A 22,597-nucleotide genomic window follows, 5' to 3' on the forward strand; every position below is an offset into this window, starting at 1 on the left:
CAATAATGTTTAAATTATCTGATATAAAGCCATGTTTTAAAGAAATGAAATTTCCAACTGCAAAATCTTGGCTAAAATCTTCATTATAATTTTCAATATAAAAACTTTCTGTTTTTTTATATGCTTTAAGTCTTTCTTTTTCAACTAGTTTCATTTTTTCTTTAATGCAGTAATTAAATCTATTAAAATCAAAGAAATCTCCTACATGTGTAATATTTCTTTCACTTTCGTTAAATTCAATAGGAGTAGTAATTTTAATAATTTTAATTTTAATATCTTTATCCACTTTCCCCTTAACCTCTTTCATGTGTAGTTTTATACATTATATATTTAAATCTACAAAATAAAAAGATTATATATGAAAAAAGCAACTACACAATATCATTATATTATATTTTAGTACCTAGTACTGTTTATTTATCCTACTCCTCAAACCTACCTAATATCATCAATATAAAAATCTGCATTCGGATATTGTTTATTTAACTTTTCTTAATCTCTCTCGTTCTTTTCATCTTCTTGACCTATACTATTAATAAACACTGGTAATGGCATATTCACATCTACCTTATCCGTAACATGCCGAGCAAATCACGAGCTTTCAAACGATCACTTGTTTTAATAGGTACTTCAACTGTTTCCACATGTTCGTTGTATACGAGGTTCATCCTCCTGTATCTGGATTAACTTTTTTTAACTACAACTTCTTTTGTTTCCGTTTCATCGCCTACTGCTGATTGTGTTAATAGAAACAATGTTTCTTTGGCAGATAAAATGGTATCGTCCATATTCTCAACTTTCTTACTTTGAATCTATTGGTCCGCTTTTTCTTTGCGTAGTAACTTAATACCTGTTACGTGAGCACTATTCGAGCTATGTACTGCCTCTATAACCCTTTGAGTAACATCGAGTGTCTTTATTTATATTTATCACTAATGTAATACATACATTTGTGTCCAACTTATATATTTGTTGTTAATAAGTTATTGCTTGGAAATTACACCATTCAATGGCATTAGCATATTGCATATCCTGGAGTCTTCGGATCCCAACTCATTCAGCATACGATATTTTCATCTCTATCTCAGTATTGTCGCTTTTATAAAAACAGAAATAATAAAATTAGTTGTTTGATTAATCAAATGATTTAGTGAAGTAATAAGTTACTATTTATTCTGGAACTTATTACTTCACTATCTTGTACACTTTTTTTCTTCTCAAAAAACAAAAAAGCCCACAACCACATGGGTTGCAGGCTTGATAATGGAGACGGCGGGATTTGAACCCGCGTCCAGAGGTCCTGATACAAATTTTTCTACGTGTGTAGTTTATCATTGAGTTTCGCATAATGAGAGGTGATAAACAACCAACATTATGCTAGTTTGATTAAGTTTCATCTAAACAGACTTCAAACGGCAGTGTTTAGCATATCCTATTAAGGTTGAATCGCGTTAACAGCACATAGGAAATACTGTTAGGCGATGCAGAGTGCTATTACGCAGCTACTGCGAAATTATTGTTTGATTTGCCAGTTATTATAAACTGAGTGTGTTAGTGACGGAGACAACCCTCCGACACGCTTAATAAGCTCTGGGGACCCCTGTCGAATCCATAAACGTCCCCGTAATAAAAAGTGTACTTTGTAGAATTTAAACTCATCCTTCAGTCCATAACATCTCGACCTCAAACAACATCAAGTCATTCAAGTCGCGAACCAAATTTATGAACTAAAATCAATGCGCTTTTCTAACAAAGCACTTATTAATATATCAAATGTAGCCCGTGTAAGCAATAGTATTGCTTAATAACGGGCTTTTACAGCACGATCCATATCACGTTTAACTGCTTTTTCTTTTAAAGCTTGTCGTTTGTCATATTTTTTCTTACCGCGAGCAATGCCTAGTAATACTTTACATTGACCATGCTTCAAATATAATTTTAACGGAATGATAGAATAACCAATTTCACGTGTACGGTCACCTAATTTTAAAATTTCACGCTTATGCAATAGCAACTTACGAGAACGTAATGGATCATGATTGAAACGGTTACCTTCTTCATAAGGTGCAATATGCATATTATTTAAATAGATTTCGCCACGTTTAACTTGAGCATAACTATCTTTTAAATTAGCACTACCTCTACGTATAGATTTAATTTCTGTACCTTGTAACACTATACCCGCTTCAATCGTATCTTCAATATTATAATCATGTCTTGCTTTGCGATTTTCAGCTAGTGTGCCCGGTGATTTTTTCTTAGCCATTCTGTCTCACCTCTTTGCTGCTTATTTTTTCTTTTTACGTGATTTTTTCTTTACACTTTTGTCTTTGTAAAATGGTTTATGCTTTGTATTTCCTTTTTTATCTTGTTGACGCGCATTTTTACCTTTACGTTGTTTACGTTTATTCTTACCGTTACCTTTATCATCAGATTTTGATTTATCTAATGATTTACCACGTGTCTTCGCTTGGATTGTTTTACCACGTGCTGGTCTTTGACTTCTATCATTTTTAGGTAATGGCATACCAACGATTTGGAAATCAATCATGCGTTCATCTACATCAACATGAGTGACTTTTACTTTAACAGCATCACCAATACGGAATACTTTAGCTTGACGTTCACCAATTAAAGCCATTTGTCGTTCATCAAAACGATAATAATCATCTGTCATATTAGACATATGAACCATACCTTCAATCGTGTTTGGTAATTCTACAAACATGCCGAAGTTAGCTACTGAACTAATGATACCCTCAAATTCTTCACCAATATGTTGTACCATGTATTCAGATTTTTTCAGATCATCTGTATCACGTTCTGCTTCGATAGCACGACGTTCACGTTGAGACGTATGCTCTGCAAGTTCTGGAAGTTTATCTTCCCATTTGCGTTGTTCTTTCTTATCCATTGAATGTTCAATTAGATACTTACGAATTAAACGGTGAACAGTTAAATCCGGATAACGACGAATTGGTGATGTGAAATGAGTATAGTACTCTGCTGATAAACCAAAGTGACCTAAGTTCACATCATCATAATGTGCTTGTTGCATAGAACGAAGCATCATTGTAGAGATAACCATTTGTTCTGGACGACCTTCAACTTCTTCTTGAATACTTTGAAGCGTTGTTGGATGGATGTCTTCTCCAGTACCTTTAATCATAATGCCAAAGTTCGTAATAAAGTCAAAGAACTGTCTTAATCGGTCTGATTTAGGTTGTTCATGGACACGATATATAAATGGTACTTCCAACTTGTTAAAGTGCTCAGCAACTGTTTCATTAGCTGCTAACATGAATGATTCTATTAGTCGTTCACCTTCACCACGTTCACGAATTTGAACGTCAGTTGGAATACCTTCATTATTAACTAAAACTTTGGCTTCGCTAATATCAAAGTCTATTTCTCCACGACGTCTACGCATATTTACTAAACGGTTAGATAAATCTTGAGCTAAATCTAACATTTCAGTAATTTCACTGTACTGACGACGTACATCTGGATTTTGATCAGTGATGATTTGATTGACCGCATCATAAGTCATTCTGTAATTAGAATGGATAACACTGTCGAAAATTTCATGATTGACTACTTCACCACGAGCGTTGATTTCCATACGACAACTTAACGTTAAACGGTCAACCTCTGGATTTAAAGAACAAATACCGTTACTTAATCTATGCGGTATCATTGGAATAACTCTGTCTACTAAGTACACACTTGTTGCTCTGTCATATGCTTCTTTATCTAATGCAGAATCTTCCGTCACATAATAGCTGACATCTGCAATACTTACAGTAAGCTCAGTATTACCGTTTTTTAACTTTTTAACACTGATAGCATCGTCTAAATCTTTAGCATCTGCGCCATCAATTGTAATAGTTAATTCATCTCTTAAATCATGACGACCTTCTATTTCTGAAGGTTTAATTTCTTCTGGAACATTTTCAGCTTCTTTAAGTACATTGTCAGGAAATTCTATTTCTATACCATGTTGATAAATGATTGATAAAATATCTACACCTGGATCATTTTTATGACCTAAGATAGCTGAAATATGTCCTTCTGGATTATCTGAACCATCTGCATATTTTGTAATTTGGACTAATACTTTATGCCCATCAACTGCACCTAAACTTTGACCATTAGGAATAAAAATATCTTGCATGATACGTTTATCATCTGGAATCACAAAACCAAAATGTTTCGCTTCACTATAAGTTCCTACGACTTGAGTGACAGAATGTTTTTCAATAGATTTTACTTCACCTTCTGTTTTACCTTTAAAGTCGCCTCTACCTTTATGAACTTCTACGATAACTGTATCGCCATCTAATGCTCTATTAATTTTTGTTGGTGGAATAAAGATGTCATCTACACCTTCTTCTTCCGGTCTAAGAAAAGCAAATCCTTTTTTATTCTGGCTTAATGTTCCTCTTACCAATTTTGAATTTGTTTTATTAGATTGCTTTCTTTGATATCTATCTGTCTTAGTACGTTCTATTAAACCAGTTTGCTCTAGTTCAACAAGCACCTTTATTAAATCTCTGAATGAGTCGGCACTATTTAAACCTAATGCATCTTGAAAATCTGATACTGACATGGGTTCATAATCAGGTTGTTTAATCATTTCTTCGATGGATTGTTTTAAATTCATTATGCCCCTCCTTTCTATCTATCTTGTTTATTTTTTATTCTGACCAATCTAATGATTCTAAAAAATCGTATATATCTTCAAAGACTTGTTCTTTTTCTTTATCAATCGTAATCACATGTCCTGAATTCGCATACCATTTGATATCTTTATCATCAGATTCTACAGTTTCATATATATAATTTGCTGACTGAGGATCAATCATTTTATCTTGTTCTGCTTGGACAACAAATATTGGGTCCATCACTTCATCAACTTGATTTTTGACACCTTTCATCGTAGCACTTAATTCTTCAAGTGTTTCTGTAGGATGAAAATGTTCCATTTCATAATCAATCGTTGCTTGGTCTTTACCCTCATATTTCTTGAAATTTCTAGCGTATTCTAAAAATCCTTCATAAATCGTGCTTGATGATTTATCATCCATTGGCGCACACATTGTTATAATACCCTTAACATCTCTGTTTAAGCTTAATTTTAATGCAAAAACACCACCTAATGATAAACCAGCAACTGCTATTTCGTCATATCCTTGGTCTACTAAATATTCATATCCATCTAAAACATCTTTAAACCATACATAAGGACTCGATTTCAAAATTTCTTCTGGTGGCGCAGCATGTCCTTCATATTGTGGCGCATAAGACGTATAGCCTTTTTTCTGTAAGAAACGACCTAATTGTCTTACATCTGAAGAATTACCAGTAAAACCATGTAATAACAATACTGCACGTTTACCTTCTTCAAAAAAGAAAGGCTTAGGTAGTTTGATTTGCATTATGTTCATCCCTCTTCCAAAAATTTATAAGATTTATTTAAATATGAGTTTTAAATTACATTAAGTATTATTTTGAACTCTAAGTGTATTATTTGAACTTCATTGCTTTTTATATCATTTATTTTGCAAGTTTAATTATAAATAAAAAAGCCCGACATGAACATCGTCGGACCTTATATACCAAGATAACTTATGCCAATCATAAGTAAAAAGAATATTACAGATAAAATTATTGTTAATCTATGCAAGAATAAATCGACGCCACGTTGTTTTTGTTTACCAAATAACTGTTCTGCGCCGCCACTGATAGCACCTGAAAGTCCATTACTTTTTCCTTCTTGGAGTAATACAACAGTCACTAATGCAATACAATCTATTATTAATAACACGATGAAAAATGTATGCATAAAAATTGTCCTCCATTCATTATATACGAAACGAATTATAACACATCTTCGTATTAATTATCAATCTTCTATCGATTGAATGTACTTTTGCGTTTAATTGAAACGATTAACATATAAGCAGCTAAAATAAGTGATCCAATTACTACAATTAAAATTGGAAATGCAGCAATGACATTTTTAGCTTCTAATATACCTTGTACGACCATATATAGGTTAACAAGAGTAAAAAATGCATTAGAAATATAAACAGCAAACATAAACCACCATAAGTAAGGATGGCGATTCCAATAAGCAATAACGCCTGCTAAGTATGCTAATAAATACATAATACCATCAAATCTAAAACTATTTAATACTTGATTCACAGAGTGTGTTGATGTCTTCTGACCTGCTAATGATAATAGTGATTTCACAGTCGTTGTATCTAACACGAAAAAGTTATGAATGATTAACAGGATAAAAAATATAAGTGAACTGATAGCAATTACATTACCTGTAACAACTTCTCGTCTCGTAGTTTCAGCCATTTTAGTTCTCCTTTTGAAATTGAATACTTCTATTATTATACCAGTTTCAATGTATAAGTTAAATCATGCTAATTTAAATGACATTCTAATATTAAATGTATTTTTAAATATAAAAAACCCGTTACAGCCTCAACTCTGTAACGGGTTATCATCTAGGATGCGATTCCTAGATATTTAGCGTGAACTTTATTGCGTGAACTCAACATTTAAGTCAAACTTATTTGTCTAAATTGTAGAATGATTTGATTCCATCAAATTTAGCTGTTTCATATAATTCATCTTCAATACGTAATAATTGATTGTATTTAGCAATACGGTCAGTTCTTGATAATGAACCAGTTTTGATTTGACCAGCATTAGTTGCTACAGCAATATCAGAGATTGTAGTATCTTCTGTTTCACCTGAACGGTGAGAAACTACTGCAGTGTAACCAGCTTTTTGAGCCATTTCGATAGCATCAAATGTTTCAGTTAATGTACCGATTTGGTTAACTTTAATTAAGATTGAGTTACCGATACCTTGTTCGATACCTTTATTTAGAATTTCAGTGTTAGTTACGAATAAATCGTCACCTACTAATTGTACTTTATCGCCGATACGATCTGTAAGTTGTTTCCAACCGTCCCAGTCGTTTTCGTCCATACCATCTTCAATTGTGATGATTGGATATTTGTTAATTAATTGTTCTAAGTAGTCAACTTGTTCAGCTGCACTACGTTTAGCACCATGTTCACCTTCGAATTTAGTGTAGTCATATACGCCATCTTCGTAGAATTCTGATGAAGCACAGTCAAATCCTAAGAATACTTCTTCGCCTGGTTTATATCCAGCAGCTTCAATAGCTTGAATGATAGTTTCTACAGCATCTTCTGTACCTTCAAATTTAGGAGCGAAACCACCTTCGTCACCTACTGCAGTTTCTAATCCACGTTTACTTAAAATTGATTTTAAGTTGTGGAAGATTTCAGCGCCCCAACGTAATGATTCTTTAAATGATTCAGCACCTACTGGTAAAATCATGAATTCTTGGAATGCGATTGGTGCATCTGAGTGTGAACCACCATTAACGATGTTCATCATAGGTACTGGTAATTGTTTACCATTAAATCCGCCTAAATATTTGTATAAAGGTTGACCTAATAAGTCAGCAGCTGCTCTAGCTACAGCGATTGATACACCTAAAATAGCGTTAGCACCTAATTTACCTTTATTTGAAGTACCGTCTAATTGAATCATCATTTTGTCGATAGATACTTGATCTAATACTGAAAATTCACCTTCAACGATTTCTGGTGCGATAATTTCATTTACGTTTTCAACAGCTTTAGTAACACCTTTACCTAAGTAACGTGATTTATCACCGTCACGTAATTCTACTGCTTCGTGTTCACCTGTAGAAGCACCTGATGGTACTAATGCACGGCCGAAAGCGCCACTTTCAGTTAATACTTCTACCTCAACTGTTGGGTTACCACGTGAGTCTAAGACTTCGCGAGCGTAAACATCTGTAATAATTGGCATGTTTAATTTCTCCTTTAAATATATGATTTAAAGCTATTATAGCTTTATTTATTTGATTAATAAAATAATAATACATGTCGTTAATGAAAAGTTAACAAATAAGGAGTGTTTTCCCCTTATTTGTAACAACTTTCCTAACATTAATGATTAATTAAAGATTCTCCAGTCATATCTTCTGGTTGTTGAACATTTAATAAATCTAATAATGTTGGAGCTAAATCTCCTAAACGTCCTGTTTCTCTTAATGTTACGCCTTCTTTAGTAACAATAACTGGAACTGGGTTAGTTGTATGAGTTGTCATAGGTTGATCATCATCTGTTAGGACTTGGTCAGAGTTGCCATGGTCTGCAGTGATAATCGCATGACCACCCATATCGATAATTTTATCTACAACTTCACCTAAACATTCGTCAACTGCTTCAATCGCTTTGATTGTTGGTTCTAACATACCACTGTGACCAACCATATCAGGATTAGCAAAGTTTAATAAGATTAAATCTAAATCACCTTTGTCTAATTCTTCTAATAAAGCATCTTTGACTTCATATGCACTCATTTCTGGTTTCAAGTCATAAGTTGCAACTTTAGGTGAATCAATTAGTCGTCTACGTTCACCTTCGAATTCAGCATTACGACCCCCACTCATGAAATAAGTAACATGTGGGAATTTTTCAGTTTCAGCTATACGTAATTGTTTAAGATTATTGTCTTGAGCTACTTCACCGATAGTGTTTTTAAGGTCTACTTTTTCAAATACAACTTCTGCATCAACATCATCATTGTATTTTGTGAATGTAGCATAGAATAAATCATTTACACGTTCTACTTCGAAACCTTCGAATGCTTTATTAGTGAATATTTCAGATAGTTGAGCTGCTCTATCAGGACGGAAGTTATAGAAAATAACTGCATCTCCGTCATTAACACCTTCATTTTGTCCTTCAACAATAAATGGCTCAACAAATTCGTCAGTTAAGTCTTTAGCATAGTTAGCTTCTACACCTTCTTTAGCTGTAGAGAACGTTGGACCTTCAAAATTACGAATGGCATTATAAGCTTTTTGCTCACGATCCCAACGTTTGTCACGGTCCATTGCATAATAACGACCTGAAACAGAAGCGAATTGACCAACACCTAGTTCTTTAAATTTAGCTTCAGTGTCTTCGATATATTTAATTGCAGATTTTTGATCAACGTCACGTCCATCTAAAAATGCATGTACATATACTTTTTCAAGACCTTGTTTTTTAGCTAATTCTAAAATAGCGAACAAGTGTTGATAATGACTGTGAACACCACCATCAGAAAGTAAACCAAAAACATGTAATGCTGAGTTATTATCTTTAACATGTTTAACTGCATTGTTTAACACATCATTTTCAAAGAAATCTCCATCTTCGATTGATTTGTTAATACGAGTTAAACTTTGATAAACAACACGTCCAGCACCGATGTTCATATGACCTACTTCTGAGTTACCCATTTGGCCTTCAGGAAGACCTACATCTAAACCACTAGCTTCGATTTGTGTAGTTGGATATTTACTATAATAACGATCGAAATTAGGTTTATTAGCTAATTTCACAGCGTTACCGTGTTCACTTTCACGATTTGCAAAACCATCTAAAATGATTAGGGCAGTTGGTTGTTTTGCCATAATTATTTTGCACCTTCTAACAATTGTTCAAAATCTTCTACTTTTAATGAAGCGCCGCCTACTAATGCGCCATCGATGTCTGATTGAGCCATGTATTCTTTAATGTTGTTAGGTTTAACACTACCACCATATTGAATACGAGTTGCATCAGCTACATCTTGACTTGAAACGTCTGCAAGTGTTTTACGTACGTGTGCACACATTTCATTAGCATCTTCAGATGTAGATGATTTTCCTGTACCGATAGCCCAAATTGGTTCATATGCGATAACAACTTGTTTAAGTTGTTCGTCTGATAAACCTTCAACAGCTTTCTTAACTTGGTTACCTACAACTTCATTTGCTTTTCCACTTTCACGTTCTTCATCTGATTCACCAACACAAATGATTGGTGTCATACCATGATTGAAGATAGCATGTGCTTTTTTGTTAACTTCTTCGTCAGTTTCGTGGAATAAATCACGACGTTCAGAGTGTCCGATAACAACATATTTTACGCCTAAATCAGCTAATGCTACAGGAGATGTTTCACCTGTGAAAGCACCATTATCTTCAAAATATGCATTTTGAGCACCGATTTGTAAGCCTTTAGCTTTACCATCTTTCACTGCTGTAATTAATGCGTCTAATTGGATTGTTGGTGCACAAATTACTGATTCAACTTCTTTTGGATCAGGTAATGTTGATAATTCGTTAACGAAATCTTTAGCTTCTTGAACTGTTTTGTTCATTTTCCAGTTACCTGCGATAATTGGTGTTCTCATTCATTACACTCCTTAATAATTTAATGTTTATTAAAATTCTTAAAATGTCTTTCGTGTTTTATTTTCCCAAATATATTCGAGAAAAACACAGAGTTACATTTATATTATTTATCATTGATTGCTTTAATACCTGGTAATTCTTTACCTTCTAGGTATTCTAATGATGCACCGCCACCTGTAGAGATGTGAGAGAAGTCATCTTCGAATCCAAGTGAGATTGCTGCAGCTGCAGAATCACCACCACCGATAATTGTTACAGCATCTTGTAAGTTAGCGATTGATTTACATACACCAATAGTACCTTTAGCAAAATTACTAAATTCGAATACACCCATAGGTCCATTCCATACTACTGTATGCGCACCTTGTAATTCTTTGTTGAATAATTCAACTGTTTTAGGACCAATATCCATTGATTCTTGATCTTTTGGAATTTCATCAATTGATACTTCAGTAATTTCTGCATCATTTGAAAATTCTTTAGCTACTTTAGCATCAATAGGTAATACGATTTGGTCTCCATTGCTTTCTAATAATTCTTTAGCAAAGTCAATTTTATCTTCTTCTAATAGAGATAAACCAATTTCTTTACCTTGTGCTTTAAGGAAAGTATAAGCCATTCCACCACCGATAAGAATTTTATCAGCAATGTTTAATAAGTTTTTGATTACACCAATTTTATCAGATACTTTAGCACCACCAAGGATTGCTACTACTGGTTTATGTGGATCATTAACTACGCCACCGATGAATTTAATTTCTTTTTCCATTAAGAAACCTGCTGCAGTTTCTAAATGAGTAGAAATACCTACGTTAGAAGCATGTTCACGGTGAGCAGTACCGAAAGCATCATTGACAAATACGTCACCTAATGAAGCCCAATATTTACCTAATTCTGGGTCATTTTTAGATTCTTTTTTACCATCTAAATCTTCAAAACGAGTGTTTTGTACTAATAAAACATCGCCAGCTTTTAAATCTTTAATTGAAGATTCTAATTTTTCTCCGCGAGTTTCAGGTACGAATACTACGTCTTTGTTTAATTTTTTAGATAAATCATCAGCAACAGGTTTTAAAGTTAATGATTCTTTGTCGCTTTCTTCTTTCACTTTACCTAAGTGTGAGAATAATACTACTTTACCACCTTGTTCGATGATGTATTTGATTGTTGGTAATGCTTGAACAATACGGTTGTCGTTTGTAATTTCACCATCTTTTAAAGGTACGTTAAAGTCAGCACGAACTAATACCGTTTTGTCTTTAAGTTCTAAATCAGAAACTATTTTTTTAGCCATTTTCATTTCCTCCTTTAATTAGGAAAACATATATTAAAAAATAAGCGGAGAAGCGTTTGTGCTCCCCGCTTACTCATAAGCTTTATTATAAATTTTAACAGTTAAGAGCACTAGTTAAATTAACTATGCTTTAATTATTTAGATAACTCAGCTAATTTGTTTAAAGTACGTACTAATTGAGAAGTGTAAGACATTTCATTGTCATACCAAGCAGCTACTTTAACTAATTGACGATCGCCAACTGACATTACACGAGTTTGAGTTGCATCGAATAATGAACCGTAAGTCATACCTACAACGTCAGAAGAAACGATTTCATCTTCAGTGTAACCGAATGATTCGTCAGAAGCTTGTTTCATAGCTTTGTTAACGTCTTCTACTGATACGTCTTTTTCTAATACTACTGTTAATTCAGTTAATGAACCAGTTGCAACTGGAACACGTTGTGCACCACCGTCTAATTTTCCGTCGATTTCAGGAATAACTTTACCGATTGCTTTTGCAGCACCAGTTGAGTTAGGGATGATGTTTTCTGCTGCAGCACGAGCACGACGTTTGTCGCCTTTTCTGTGTGGAGCATCTTGAGTATTTTGGTCACCAGTGTATGCGTGGATAGTTGTCATTAAACCTTCAACTAAACCAAATTCATCATTTAATACTTTAGCTACTGGAGCTAATGAGTTTGTAGTACATGAAGCACCAGAAACTACTGTTTCAGAACCGTCTAATTCTTGGTGGTTAGTGTTGTAAACGATTGTTTTTAAATCGCCTGTAGCTGGAGCTGAGATTAATACTTTTTTAGCACCTGCGTCAACGTGAGCTTGTGCTTTATCTTTATCAGTATAGAAACCAGTACATTCTAATACTACGTCGATATCTAAGTCTTTCCAAGGTAATTTGCTTGCATCTGGTTCGTCGAATGATTTAACTTCTTTACCGTTAACGCGGAATCCACCGTCGATAACTTCTACTTCACCAGTGAAGCGTCCTTGCATAGTATCATATTTTAATAAATGAGCTAACATATCGTCATCAGTTAAGTCGTTTACTGCTACTACTTCTAAACCTTCAACGTCTTGAATTCTTCTAAATGCTAAACGACCAATTCTTCCAAAACCATTAATTGCTACTTTTACTGCCATTATAATGGCCTCCTTTAAAATGATATTTAAAAAGCTTTGAACTTTTTATTCCTAATTTAATATTACTTTCGCCGCAGCTTCGTCAGTGATTAACACTGTATTCTCAGGTGCAATTGAAAGATAAGCTTTAATTGCTTCTCCTTTAGATTGACCACCTGCTACTGCAAATATAAAGTCTTTGGACTCAAGATCTTCTAATTGTAATCCAATCGTTTTCACTTTATGGACTACATTGCCTTGAGCATCAAAATAATATCCAAATGCTTCACCTACGGCGTGGTGATGTTGAAGTTTTTCTATCACATCTGTATGTGATTGTCGTCGATACGCCATCTTCAGCGCATCACCGATACCGTGTATGGTTACATTTGCTTGTTTTATTTTATCGAGTGTGTGACTAACTGAAGGTTCTAACATTAATGTATTATATGTAGATTCGCTTACGTTATCTGGTACATACAATGTTGTGTAGTAACCACCTGCTTGTTGCGCCATGCTTGATGCGATAGTGTTTGCTTGATAAACCATGTTCTCACCAAGTCCGCCTCTAGCGGGTACAAAGAATACATTAAATGGTAATAAATGAATGGATTCACTTACATAAGCCATTGTAGAACCACCTGTTACAGAAACAATTGCATCTTCATACAATATGCTTTCTAATAACTGACCAGCTTGTCTACCCATTTCTCTCTTAACTGTTTGTTTCTCGTCAGAATCACCAGGGACAACATGTACTTCTTTTATGTTGTACTTTTCTTTAATAGCTATTGCCATTTTATGGTCATCTGAATAGTGGTTGAAGTAGTCATTCAATTGTTTAATTACTTCTTTACCCTTTTCAGTGATTTCCATACCTGTTGATTTAACATTGATTAGTTCTTGTTTTTTTAATAAATCTGTTTCAGAACGTAGAACTCTTTCCGTCAAATCCATATGTTCACTTAAGCTGCGTCGTCCAACTGGCTCATTTTGAGAAATAGTAGTTAAGATTGAAAAACGACGATACATCTTTTCGACCAAATCTGGAATAATTTGTTGTTGAGTTTCGATCAAATCTTTCACTACTCGTTCCTCCTCAATATATTTCTAAAGGATGAGTCAATTTTGTTGAATCATAGAGGGTTGACGTTTAAAGTCCCACGTGGGACAAAATCTAACCTCTTTACAATTGCAATAGTACTATTATGCGAATTAAAATGCAAGTAAATCCGCTCAAAATTTTCCAAATATTGTGTAAAGCGATTTCATTCGTTGTACCTACAGTTACGTGAATTTAATCACTTGGTTACAATAATTTATCCTTTTTTGAAAGTTTGTTATGTCATCCAATGAATTTACTTTAATAAACAATATATTTATAATATTACCCTTTATATTGTGTACTAACCATTCGGTGATATTCTACGATATTCGACATTCATTTCTATTTCTAACACTTTAATTTATAATCTAATTAAATCAATTTCTAAACTAGGAAGAAGGCTTGTTCCATAATGAACAATAATGAAGAAAATAATGTTGAGGTCATCGACCCAACTGACCCTCGTTATAAAGATGAAGAACATTTTCATCAAAATATACAAGATGACTCTAAAAAAAGATATCAAACATATTCATATGGATGTACACACACAGGTTGTGGTTGCACAATGGGTTGTGGTACATTAATGTTTATTTCTTTTATTATTACAATGATAATTTATTGGCTATTTTAATAAGTTTGGTAATTTTCCTAATAGTATTTGTTAATAGAAAAAAACCGATTAAGTCATAGAGTTGTTTACATATAGTAAATGCTCTACATACTTAATCGGCTTTTTATTTAATCGTCTGATTCACTTTTAGATGAACTGCTTTGACTTTGTGAACTTTGAGAATTACTAGATTGTTGTGTGTTACTACGTTGCGTATTATTGCTTGAATTATTACTCTGTGATGATTGTTGTGTGCTAGGTTTAGCTTGAGTACTTTGTTTCTCTTGCGTACTTGGCTTTTCTTGGGTACTTGGTTTTTCCTGAGTACTTGGCTTTTCTTCAGTACTTTGTTTCTCTTGCGTACTTGGCTTCTCTTCTGTACTTTGTTTTTCTTGTGTGCTTTGTTTTTCTTTTGTTTTATTATCTACTTTTGATTTTTGTTGTGTTTTTTTCTGTTGCGTTCTTTGTTGAGTTGAAGGTTGTTGTGTTGTTTGTTGACGTGTATTTTGCTGAGTTTGCTGAGTTTGTTGAGTCTGTTGTTGAGTATTTTGATTTTCTTTAGACTTATCTTCAGAAGATTTTTCTTTTTTATCTTTATCGTCTTTGTCTTTTTTTTCTTTTTTATCTTTCTGCTCTTGCTTTGTCTCGTTATTAAGGCGCTCATTTGCTTTTTTAGAATGATCTACAAATGAAAATATAGCAAATGCTAGTCCAAATAATAGCAATAAAACAATAATAATACTTATTATTTTAGCGATTCCGCTCATACCTTTTTTGCCTCGATTTTCATAATCATTAAAATCTTGCTTTGACATATTCTCCCTCACTTTAAACATGGAATATTCTATAATATTAAATAAATCTTTATCTTAAGTTGATGAATTGATTCAATCGTTAAAAACATAAGTTAAAATGTTCATTAAGTTTAGCAAATAAATTTATACTTAAACTTATCTTACTTATGATAACATCATAATGAATAAGAAACATCAATTTTAACCATTTTAATATAAATTTAATAAGAACGGTTTGTGATAATAATGAAGAAAATACTTGATGATTCACTGGAATTTGATAAAGAAGAAAAACAAAAAATAACATTAAAAAAGATGCTCATATCAAATGATAATAATCAAAATCATGTTCCTAAACTACGTGAAAGCTTTTTTTATATCATTATCCTGTTGCTATTATTTAGCTTTATATGGATTTTTAATTAGTAATTTCAAAATGTCTTTTTATATTGCATAATATATTTTTCGTTTTTAAGTTAATTTCTGTAAAAAGATGTAATTATCATTTAGAATAGGATTGAAGGTAAAAAAAGACCCATACGCTGCTCGCATGGGCCACTACTAAAGGGAGTCAAAATTTACCTTCGCTAGTATATTATGGGGTATACTCATACTAATTAAGAGATGTTTAATTAATTTCCGAAGGTACAAATTTATTATAACTTAACACAAAAATTTTTAAATACGATTATAAAAAAGTCTTTGACATATTGTTGGCTAAAAAATGGATAAATTTTGAATAACTAGAATCACTACTAAGTAATTTATGAATTACAATTTTCAAGTTGAGGTGAAATAATGAAAAATTATTTAATAACTGGTGGAACGGGTATGGTTGGTTCGCATTTAGTAAACGAAATTAAAAAGTCAAATACCCATATAACAATTTTAACTAGACATGATGAACAATCTAATGATACTAAGGTTTCTTATGTAAATTGGGCTAAAGAAGGTTGGGAAAATAACGTTCCCTATGTAGATATTGTCATTAACTTAGCAGGCGCTACACTTAATAAACGATGGACTGAAGATTATAAACAGACTTTGATGTTAAGTAGAATTCAATCTACTCAAGCGCTAGTTGATTTGTTTAAAGAAAGAAAACATAAACCAGAAGTATTATTTAACGCGAGTGCAATGGGTTATTACCCTCCTGACTATCATCATAGTTATACTGAATTATTTAAAACGCTACCTTTCGACTTTTTATCAGATATCGTCTATCAATGGGAAAGATTTGCTCAACAATTTGAATCCTTTGGAACTAGAGTTGTATTAGGTCGATTTGGTATGATTTTATCTAATGATGGTGGTGCACTTCAAACTATGAAATTACCCTATCAGTTCTATGTAGGCGGTAAACTTGGTTCTGGATATCAATGGTATTCTTGGATTCATATCGATGATTTAACACGTGCTATTCTATTTACTATTGGTAATGAAAAAGCATATGGACCATTTAATTTAACTGCCCCAATTCCTGAACGTCAAAATCTATTTGGCTATACATTAGGTCGAGCTATGCACAAACCTCATGAAACATGGGTGCCAGGTTTTGCTATGAGATTAGTTTTAGGTGAAATGTCAACTGTAGTATTATATACACAAAAGGTATTACCAAATAAACTACAAGCACTAGGTTTTAATTTCATGTATAATAATCTTAAAAGTGCACTTGATGATTTAGTTAGTAAATAAGATAAGAGGTACATCTATGAAGAACTCTCAAAACAATCGATTAACATATATTTTACTCATTATAGCAGGCGTTATTTGTATAATTAACGGCGTACTTGCGTTTGACCATTCGATTATTATGATATCACTCTCTTTACTTTTTATGATTATAGGTATAGGTGTTTTATATTTTTCAATTCGTGGATTGAAAAATGAAACAAAGAAATCCAACAACAAAGCACGTTATAATAAATAAAATTGACACTCAATCAAAGTCGCACTTTGATTGAGTATTTTTTAATTAAAAAAGGTGTCAGAACAATTGAATTTGTCCTGACACCTTTTAGAATATCATTTGTTAAAAAGTTATTGTGTAATGAATTATTGTTTACCTTCTGGTTCCATTACTTCATCAACTAAACCATATTCTTTAGCTTCTTCTGCAGTTAAGAAGTTATCACGATCTGTATCTTGTTGAATTTTTTCAATAGATTGACCAGTTCTTTCAGCTAAAATACGGTTTAATTTTTCACGTGTTTTTAAGATATGGTTAGCAGCGATTTCAATTTCAGTTGCTTGACCTTGTGCGCCACCTAATGGTTGGTGAATCATTACTTCAGCGTTAGGTAAAGCAAAACGTTTACCTTTAGCACCTGCAGCTAATAGGAATGAACCCATTGATGCAGCCATACCAATACAAATAGTTTGTACATCTGGTTTGATGTGTTGGATTGTATCATAAATCGCAAAACCAGCTGTTACACTACCACCTGGTGAATTGATATATAAGTAAATATCTTTCTCTGAGTCTTGTGCTTGTAAGAATAATAATTGTGACACGATAGAGTTTGCTACATTATCATCAATTTGTGATCCTAACATAATAATTCGGTCTTTTAATAAACGTGAATAAATATCATACGCACGTTCACCGCGGTTTGTTGTTTCAATAACTGTAGGAATTAAATTCATTTATATTTCCTCCTTGTAATAACTGTTAATCCTAATTTTAAACTAAAAGTCAAAAATGGTCAAAAATAAAGCTCTTTAGCTTAACTTGTTCATTGACGTTAAGTTAAATACTTTTGTACACTAGAAATAACTATTTTTGATTGTACTTATTTTAATTGATTTAGTACAGAAATAAGCTTTATATCTTTACCCCTCGTAGTGTAATGGATAACACATAAGATTCCGGTTCTTAGAATAGGGGTTCGATTCCCTTCGAGGGGGCTAATAACGAAAAATTAAACACTTTTTGAAAATAAGAATCCCGTAATGACGGGGTTCTTATTATTTTGCCGTCTAATAACACACTATATAAAACAGATTTTTAGGGACTTTTTAGGGACCCAAGTTCCAAATAAAAAAACCACACCCAAAAAGGGTATGGTTAAAATAAATTAAACAGAAGATCTATTGTGAGAGATGGAGTATTGAAACTCCGAAAATAATTATAACACATTGAGAATAAAAAAACATTTATAATTTAACTAGAAATAGAATATAGTAATCTAAAATTAATGTATATAATTGAATATAAAAAAGAGCAGTCCCTTGGACTGCATCTTTAAACGAACAGAATTTTATGAGAACACTTTAAAGTCGAACACTACAATTACATTGGAATGTTCAAATATTAATATACACGATATTTTTACTTTTGACAATACATTATAAAAATACTGTTTTTTGGTAATTAATTCGCAAAATAAAATACTCGCACCTTAAAGGCTACGAGTATTTCGCAAATTTTGCATTACTAAAATGCATGGAAAATAACACTCAGTGACATGCTTGAGTTTTACAAAGGGATTATCGTAAGGCTAAGTTCTTTGCATGTAAAAAAATAATAACATAAAAAAAAGAGATAATTAAAACAATTATCTCTTTAATGCAAAGTATATGAGGTTATACATGCACATTATATAATACAACAATTAATAATATAATGCAAAAAAACAACATGAAGTATATTAGTTGGTTGTTTATACAGTTATATATTCTAAAGAAACACTATTCCAATATATCACACAATATTTTTTATGTACACATTAAATTTATGTATAAAAAATAAGGCGGTCTATTGACCACCTTAAATGCAAATTGAAATAATCCCTACACTCATTATAGCTTGTTTTTGAATACGTACAATAAAAAAGGTAGCCTTTCGGGCTACCCAGCATAAAGAAAAGATAATAATCGTTTAAAATGGTGATTTTATGAGTGTGGATAATTGGGGAATTATACCACAAATTAAATGTATCACTTATTTAACAGTGAAGAAACCCTAAATTGTCTTTTTTTCGATTAAATTCATAAAAAAACCACATTCATTTAGAATGTGGCAATAGAATATAGTACCGTCATAAAGACGTTATCGTTATTAGTTATATTATAGCATATTACTGATTATTTTCCTCTATTTTAATTTGATATTCGTATAGCTTTTCAGTAGTGTTTAAGGTTAAATTATCTACATCACGTTTGCCTTGCCTTAATTGTGATAGTACATATTGTGATACACCAGTAGCTTTATATATTTTATATCCTGTTATATCACTTTCAATCAATTCAATTATTTTTTTCTTGTATTCTGACAAGTTCTTCACCTTCATATCTATACCCTAATTTTTTCATATGTTGGATTCTTGCAAACTTAATTATCTCGGGCAATAATAAAATAAATATTAAAAGCATTACTTTAAAAATGATATTCATTTGAATTCATCACCTATCTGTAATATAATAACCATGAAAAGAGGTAGGGGCTTTTGCCCCTGTTGGATTAATCATTTTTTCTGATTATCTTTCTTGGCTTTAAGATAATCTAGATGCCATTTTCTTAGTTGTTTTATAATTGCTGGTGTTCTTTGTACTGTAGCAAGTACGATGAGCATCAGCATTTTTATGATGTCGTCCAAATCAACCACCTCCTCTCATGGTGGTTTGTAAGTCATTAACTAACTTACAAATACAATTATACTGCACAGTTGTTTATGTTACAAGTGTTTTATTTAAATTTTTACATAAAAAAATAGGGCAGTAGCTAGGACTACCCTTGATTGAAAGGAAATGTGTTAAATTACTTTTAAAGTTCTTTGTGATTATATTAATCAGAACTATATATTTATATTAACATATTATTTCCAGTTTATGGAACCCCAATACTTCTCATTTTTAATTTTTTCTTGTTTGTCTGTTATTTTACATAACGCACAATAGAAATATCCTGATGATGGATTAGTAGGATATTTGAACTTCGCCCACCAATAACCGTCTTTTTTAGTAATACTCACAAAGTCTACCCATTGATTGGATAACAACCAATCAGAACTAGGTACGACAGAACCTTTCACGCTTGGACTACGTCTTACTTTGATTGTTGTATTAGTAGTAAATCTACCTTTCCAATTCCATGTGATCTGTTTTTCTTTCTTTTTCTCTTTCGATTTCTTGAGTAATTTAGATTCTGTTTTCTTTTTACTAAATTTAGGACGTATAAACCACATTTGCGTGTCGTATTCGTGTTTACGACGTGTGACCGTTTCCCAACCGGTTCCATTATTGATTGGTCCACTTGTCCAACCACCACCGAGCCAGTTTTGTTCAAGTACAACGATGTAATCAAGTGTAGCCTCAACGACCCAAGCTACATGACCCCAACCATCGCCCATTTGTTCGCCCCAAACGACTAAATCACCTGGTTTAGCTAAAAAGCTAGGCGTGTTTTTGAATACTGTAGCCTCACTTTTAAATTTATCTTTATTATAAGCATTAAAAGGAATATCTTTCGCTCCATTACCTTTAAGACCATGACCAAATAATTTGTCCCAACCTACGTTTGCGTAATCGAAACATTGAAAAGCTGCGTATAAATCATAATCATATTGTTTATCTACTGTAGATTTTAACCATTTTACGAATTCATCACGTGTAAATGATGTCGCACCTTTTTCTACTTTCACTGGTGTAGCTTTAACTTTTACGTTTTGTTTGTAGTATTTAGCTACTAACTTATCAAGATTTGATGTATTTCTACCATACCCCGATGCCTCTAATGCATTGCCTGGATCTTGTTTACCTGCTTGAATATCTTGATGCCCCGGCATTCTAGTTTTGTAATCAATATGCCAATATTCTGCAAGATATGCTAATATTCTAGCACCGTTATCTAACGTTTTTCTACTACGTTCTTTATCACTGAAATAACATATTTCGACACCTATCGCTACATCATTAGCGTCTCTGTTGTACCAAATGTTATCTGTAGGGGCGTCATAGAGTACATGCCAAGCTTTCTCTGTTGTTGGTATACAAATGATACATTCTTTATCGTCAACGAATATATGAGCACTAGCTACGTTATTCCAAGGTATATTATAAGTGTTTTCATAATAGGTCACATTCGATTGAGCAGTTGTATTAATATTACCAGTATCATGTGCAACGATGAATTGTGGTTTTCCACCATCCATTGTTTCGCCATATCGGCGCGTTCCTTTTGTTAGTAATTGATATCTTACTTTAACACCTTTCCAATTCTCTGTAGCCATTGATAACACTCCTATTTTAAATTATTTTCTTTTAAGTATTCTTCTTGCGCTTTTGAATGCGAGTGAATAACATATGTGTTTTTATAGACGCCATATATCGCAATTACAAAAGGTACTATTGACGTAGCGAAGTTTTGCCATGCGTCTAATTTATCGGGCATTAAAAAAGGAACTTCTATACCACTTGCTTTTAATGCAAGGTATAAAGCCCCTAACATACCACCAAATAATCCAATGTATTGTTTTAATTTATCTGCAGTCATCTGTTTATGCTCCTTTTGAGTAAAATAAAAAGCCGGCATAACGCCGACTTTACTTAAATAATATAGGTGCTAGTCCAATTGCTGCAGATAATAAACCAAATATACCTGTTACAATTGCAGTAGCTATACCTACATTGAATGTTTGTTTTTTAGTTAATATTTGACTGAAACTTTTTATTTGTTCGTCGTGACCTTTAACTTCATACCTCAAGTCGTTAACTTCTGATACGAAATCTGTCATTTTATCACTAATCTTTTCTAAATGACTTTCTTGTTTCTTTTGTGATTCATAGGTTTGTTCTTGAATTACCGTTTGTTTATCCACTTTGTTATTCAAACTACTAATTGCCTCTGTGTGTTTTCTATCGTTCTCGTTGATTCTTTCATATATCTTACCTGTGTTACGCTCCCATTCATGTCGCAACACATATTTTTCATCGTTTTCGGACAATGCCTATCACTCCAAGCACACAAATTATAAAATTTAGCACTGCAAGTGTGGAAAATTGCAATGGTGTAAGCCAATTAATAGCATGAAATATACTTGCCGATGTCATTAAGAAGTAGAACAAACCATTACCTGCACCGCCCAACATAATTAAATAATTAAAAGTATTATTCATTTCTCTTTTAGGTAAGAAAAAAGGAGCGATGATCAACATTAAACTAAATACCATACCAAGAATACCCCATACCCAAATAGGCATGATGTTATGAAGTGCTACATAGAACTGTGAATCGTCTAATATATCTTCTTGTTCTTTTGCCCAAAAGAAACCTCTTTCGAACATAAGTATCCCAAAGCCCATATATAAGATTACTTTATGGATATAATCAAAATAAGTCTTTTTCAATTT

Annotated in this window: 22 protein-coding genes, 1 tRNA gene, 1 other RNA gene and 2 pseudogenes; 4 read left to right on the forward strand and 22 right to left on the reverse strand. The window is 32.7% G+C overall.

Features of this window, described 5'->3' with window-relative positions:
* The 14 genes and pseudogenes from CD121_RS05200 to CD121_RS05265 all read right to left on the reverse strand — a co-directional run.
* Nucleotides 1-286: pseudogene (locus tag CD121_RS05200) on the reverse strand (hypothetical protein); the annotation flags it as partial.
* Between the two features lie 206 nt (nt 287-492).
* Nucleotides 493-920: pseudogene (locus CD121_RS05205) on the reverse strand (terminase small subunit).
* A gap of 341 nt (nt 921-1,261) precedes the next feature.
* Nucleotides 1,262-1,623: a transfer-messenger RNA gene (ssrA, locus tag CD121_RS05210) on the reverse strand.
* A 178-nt stretch (nt 1,624-1,801) separates the two neighbouring features.
* Complete coding sequence (gene smpB, locus CD121_RS05215; RefSeq protein ID WP_017636860.1) at nt 1,802-2,266, reverse strand: SsrA-binding protein SmpB; 465 nt, start codon at nt 2,264-2,266, stop codon at nt 1,802-1,804.
* A 21-nt stretch (nt 2,267-2,287) separates the two neighbouring features.
* Nucleotides 2,288-4,663, reverse strand: a complete 2,376-nt coding sequence (gene rnr, locus CD121_RS05220) for a ribonuclease R (RefSeq protein WP_126567563.1) — start codon at nt 4,661-4,663, stop codon at nt 2,288-2,290.
* 34 nt (nt 4,664-4,697) lie between these two features.
* Entirely contained in the window at nt 4,698-5,438 is a 741-nt protein-coding gene (locus CD121_RS05225) for an alpha/beta hydrolase (RefSeq protein WP_017636862.1), read from the reverse strand.
* A gap of 173 nt (nt 5,439-5,611) precedes the next feature.
* Nucleotides 5,612-5,845, reverse strand: coding sequence for a preprotein translocase subunit SecG (gene secG / locus CD121_RS05230; protein ID WP_017636863.1), 234 nt, complete (start codon nt 5,843-5,845; stop codon nt 5,612-5,614).
* A 68-nt stretch (nt 5,846-5,913) separates the two neighbouring features.
* The gene (locus CD121_RS05235) at nt 5,914-6,372 is read right to left on the reverse strand and encodes a hypothetical protein (protein ID WP_126567564.1); all 459 of its coding nucleotides are present in this window, start codon (nt 6,370-6,372) and stop codon (nt 5,914-5,916) included.
* Between the two features lie 217 nt (nt 6,373-6,589).
* Nucleotides 6,590-7,894, reverse strand: coding sequence for a surface-displayed alpha-enolase (gene eno, locus CD121_RS05240; protein ID WP_017636865.1), 1,305 nt, complete (start codon nt 7,892-7,894; stop codon nt 6,590-6,592).
* Between the two features lie 140 nt (nt 7,895-8,034).
* The gene (gpmI, locus tag CD121_RS05245; RefSeq protein ID WP_070452420.1) at nt 8,035-9,552 is read right to left on the reverse strand and encodes a 2,3-bisphosphoglycerate-independent phosphoglycerate mutase; all 1,518 of its coding nucleotides are present in this window, start codon (nt 9,550-9,552) and stop codon (nt 8,035-8,037) included.
* Between the two features lie 2 nt (nt 9,553-9,554).
* Entirely contained in the window at nt 9,555-10,316 is a 762-nt protein-coding gene (gene tpiA / locus CD121_RS05250) for a triose-phosphate isomerase (protein ID WP_017636867.1), read from the reverse strand.
* Nucleotides 10,317-10,420: 104 nt separating this feature from the next.
* Nucleotides 10,421-11,611: a phosphoglycerate kinase gene (locus CD121_RS05255; RefSeq protein ID WP_029056542.1), complete on the reverse strand. Its 1,191-nt coding sequence runs from the start codon at nt 11,609-11,611 to the stop codon at nt 10,421-10,423.
* 134 nt (nt 11,612-11,745) lie between these two features.
* The gene (gene gap / locus CD121_RS05260; protein WP_017636869.1) at nt 11,746-12,753 is read right to left on the reverse strand and encodes a type I glyceraldehyde-3-phosphate dehydrogenase; all 1,008 of its coding nucleotides are present in this window, start codon (nt 12,751-12,753) and stop codon (nt 11,746-11,748) included.
* A gap of 51 nt (nt 12,754-12,804) precedes the next feature.
* Nucleotides 12,805-13,818, reverse strand: coding sequence for a sugar-binding transcriptional regulator (locus CD121_RS05265; RefSeq protein WP_126567565.1), 1,014 nt, complete (start codon nt 13,816-13,818; stop codon nt 12,805-12,807).
* Nucleotides 13,819-14,249: 431 nt separating this feature from the next.
* Between CD121_RS05265 and CD121_RS05270 the strand changes: the two genes are divergently transcribed.
* Nucleotides 14,250-14,471 (forward strand): hypothetical protein, encoded by a 222-nt coding sequence (locus CD121_RS05270; RefSeq protein ID WP_017636871.1) that lies wholly within the window; start codon nt 14,250-14,252, stop codon nt 14,469-14,471.
* Nucleotides 14,472-14,578: 107 nt separating this feature from the next.
* Here the strand turns inward: CD121_RS05270 and CD121_RS05275 are convergent, their stop codons facing one another.
* Nucleotides 14,579-15,265: a DUF4887 domain-containing protein gene (locus tag CD121_RS05275; protein WP_126567566.1), complete on the reverse strand. Its 687-nt coding sequence runs from the start codon at nt 15,263-15,265 to the stop codon at nt 14,579-14,581.
* A 777-nt stretch (nt 15,266-16,042) separates the two neighbouring features.
* Between CD121_RS05275 and CD121_RS05280 the strand changes: the two genes are divergently transcribed.
* On the forward strand, nt 16,043-16,942 hold the full coding sequence (locus CD121_RS05280) for a TIGR01777 family oxidoreductase (protein ID WP_126567567.1): 900 nt from the start codon (nt 16,043-16,045) through the stop codon (nt 16,940-16,942).
* 16 nt (nt 16,943-16,958) lie between these two features.
* Entirely contained in the window at nt 16,959-17,177 is a 219-nt protein-coding gene (locus tag CD121_RS05285; RefSeq protein WP_017636875.1) for a hypothetical protein, read from the forward strand.
* A gap of 125 nt (nt 17,178-17,302) precedes the next feature.
* Here CD121_RS05285 and clpP read toward each other — a convergent pair whose 3' ends face one another.
* Complete coding sequence (clpP, locus tag CD121_RS05290; protein WP_017636876.1) at nt 17,303-17,893, reverse strand: ATP-dependent Clp endopeptidase proteolytic subunit ClpP; 591 nt, start codon at nt 17,891-17,893, stop codon at nt 17,303-17,305.
* A 189-nt stretch (nt 17,894-18,082) separates the two neighbouring features.
* Between clpP and CD121_RS05295 the strand changes: the two genes are divergently transcribed.
* Nucleotides 18,083-18,154: transfer RNA gene (locus CD121_RS05295), tRNA-Arg, on the forward strand.
* 1,172 nt (nt 18,155-19,326) lie between these two features.
* On the opposite strand, the gene CD121_RS05300 is transcribed toward CD121_RS05295, so the two are convergent.
* The 6 genes from CD121_RS05300 to CD121_RS05320 all read right to left on the reverse strand — a co-directional run bounded on the left by CD121_RS05300 (nt 19,327) and on the right by CD121_RS05320 (nt 22,594).
* Nucleotides 19,327-19,524, reverse strand: a complete 198-nt coding sequence (locus CD121_RS05300) for a hypothetical protein (RefSeq protein WP_017636877.1) — start codon at nt 19,522-19,524, stop codon at nt 19,327-19,329.
* Between the two features lie 189 nt (nt 19,525-19,713).
* Nucleotides 19,714-19,845 carry a hypothetical protein gene (locus CD121_RS12375; protein ID WP_017636879.1) on the reverse strand — a complete coding sequence of 44 codons (132 nt, stop codon included), beginning with the start codon at nt 19,843-19,845 and terminating at the stop codon, nt 19,714-19,716.
* 219 nt (nt 19,846-20,064) lie between these two features.
* Complete coding sequence (locus tag CD121_RS05305; protein WP_126567568.1) at nt 20,065-21,477, reverse strand: N-acetylmuramoyl-L-alanine amidase; 1,413 nt, start codon at nt 21,475-21,477, stop codon at nt 20,065-20,067.
* Nucleotides 21,478-21,488: 11 nt separating this feature from the next.
* Nucleotides 21,489-21,740 (reverse strand): phage holin, encoded by a 252-nt coding sequence (locus CD121_RS05310; RefSeq protein WP_015365107.1) that lies wholly within the window; start codon nt 21,738-21,740, stop codon nt 21,489-21,491.
* Nucleotides 21,741-21,789: 49 nt separating this feature from the next.
* Complete coding sequence (locus CD121_RS05315) at nt 21,790-22,191, reverse strand: hypothetical protein (RefSeq protein WP_046464354.1); 402 nt, start codon at nt 22,189-22,191, stop codon at nt 21,790-21,792.
* Nucleotides 22,175-22,594 carry a hypothetical protein gene (locus tag CD121_RS05320; protein WP_371683219.1) on the reverse strand — a complete coding sequence of 140 codons (420 nt, stop codon included), beginning with the start codon at nt 22,592-22,594 and terminating at the stop codon, nt 22,175-22,177. The genes CD121_RS05315 and CD121_RS05320 overlap by 17 nt, the downstream gene beginning before the upstream one ends.
* Nucleotides 22,595-22,597: the final 3 nt, after the last annotated feature.

Origin of the sequence: Staphylococcus pasteuri, assembly GCF_003970495.1 — a bacterium.
In the GTDB taxonomy this organism is placed as follows: domain Bacteria; phylum Bacillota; class Bacilli; order Staphylococcales; family Staphylococcaceae; genus Staphylococcus; species Staphylococcus pasteuri.

Excerpts from the sequence above, each read along its gene's own strand:
- CD121_RS05285 (WP_017636875.1), top strand. The coding sequence starts at position 16,959 with ATGAAGAACTCTCAAAACAATCGATTAACATATATTTTACTCATTATA.
- CD121_RS05270 (WP_017636871.1), top strand. The coding sequence starts at position 14,250 with ATGAACAATAATGAAGAAAATAATGTTGAGGTCATCGACCCAACTGAC.
- CD121_RS05305 (WP_126567568.1), bottom strand. The coding sequence starts at position 21,477 with ATGGCTACAGAGAATTGGAAAGGTGTTAAAGTAAGATATCAATTACTA.
- gap (WP_017636869.1), bottom strand. The coding sequence starts at position 12,753 with ATGGCAGTAAAAGTAGCAATTAATGGTTTTGGAAGAATTGGTCGTTTA.
- CD121_RS05235 (WP_126567564.1), bottom strand. The coding sequence starts at position 6,372 with ATGGCTGAAACTACGAGACGAGAAGTTGTTACAGGTAATGTAATTGCT.
- smpB (WP_017636860.1), bottom strand. The coding sequence starts at position 2,266 with ATGGCTAAGAAAAAATCACCGGGCACACTAGCTGAAAATCGCAAAGCA.
- secG (WP_017636863.1), bottom strand. The coding sequence starts at position 5,845 with ATGCATACATTTTTCATCGTGTTATTAATAATAGATTGTATTGCATTA.
- rnr (WP_126567563.1), bottom strand. The coding sequence starts at position 4,663 with ATGAATTTAAAACAATCCATCGAAGAAATGATTAAACAACCTGATTAT.
- clpP (WP_017636876.1), bottom strand. The coding sequence starts at position 17,893 with ATGAATTTAATTCCTACAGTTATTGAAACAACAAACCGCGGTGAACGT.
- eno (WP_017636865.1), bottom strand. The coding sequence starts at position 7,894 with ATGCCAATTATTACAGATGTTTACGCTCGCGAAGTCTTAGACTCACGT.
- gpmI (WP_070452420.1), bottom strand. The coding sequence starts at position 9,552 with ATGGCAAAACAACCAACTGCCCTAATCATTTTAGATGGTTTTGCAAAT.
- CD121_RS05255 (WP_029056542.1), bottom strand. The coding sequence starts at position 11,611 with ATGGCTAAAAAAATAGTTTCTGATTTAGAACTTAAAGACAAAACGGTA.
- CD121_RS05280 (WP_126567567.1), top strand. The coding sequence starts at position 16,043 with ATGAAAAATTATTTAATAACTGGTGGAACGGGTATGGTTGGTTCGCAT.
- CD121_RS05275 (WP_126567566.1), bottom strand. The coding sequence starts at position 15,265 with ATGTCAAAGCAAGATTTTAATGATTATGAAAATCGAGGCAAAAAAGGT.
- CD121_RS05310 (WP_015365107.1), bottom strand. The coding sequence starts at position 21,740 with ATGACTGCAGATAAATTAAAACAATACATTGGATTATTTGGTGGTATG.
- tpiA (WP_017636867.1), bottom strand. The coding sequence starts at position 10,316 with ATGAGAACACCAATTATCGCAGGTAACTGGAAAATGAACAAAACAGTT.
- CD121_RS05225 (WP_017636862.1), bottom strand. The coding sequence starts at position 5,438 with ATGCAAATCAAACTACCTAAGCCTTTCTTTTTTGAAGAAGGTAAACGT.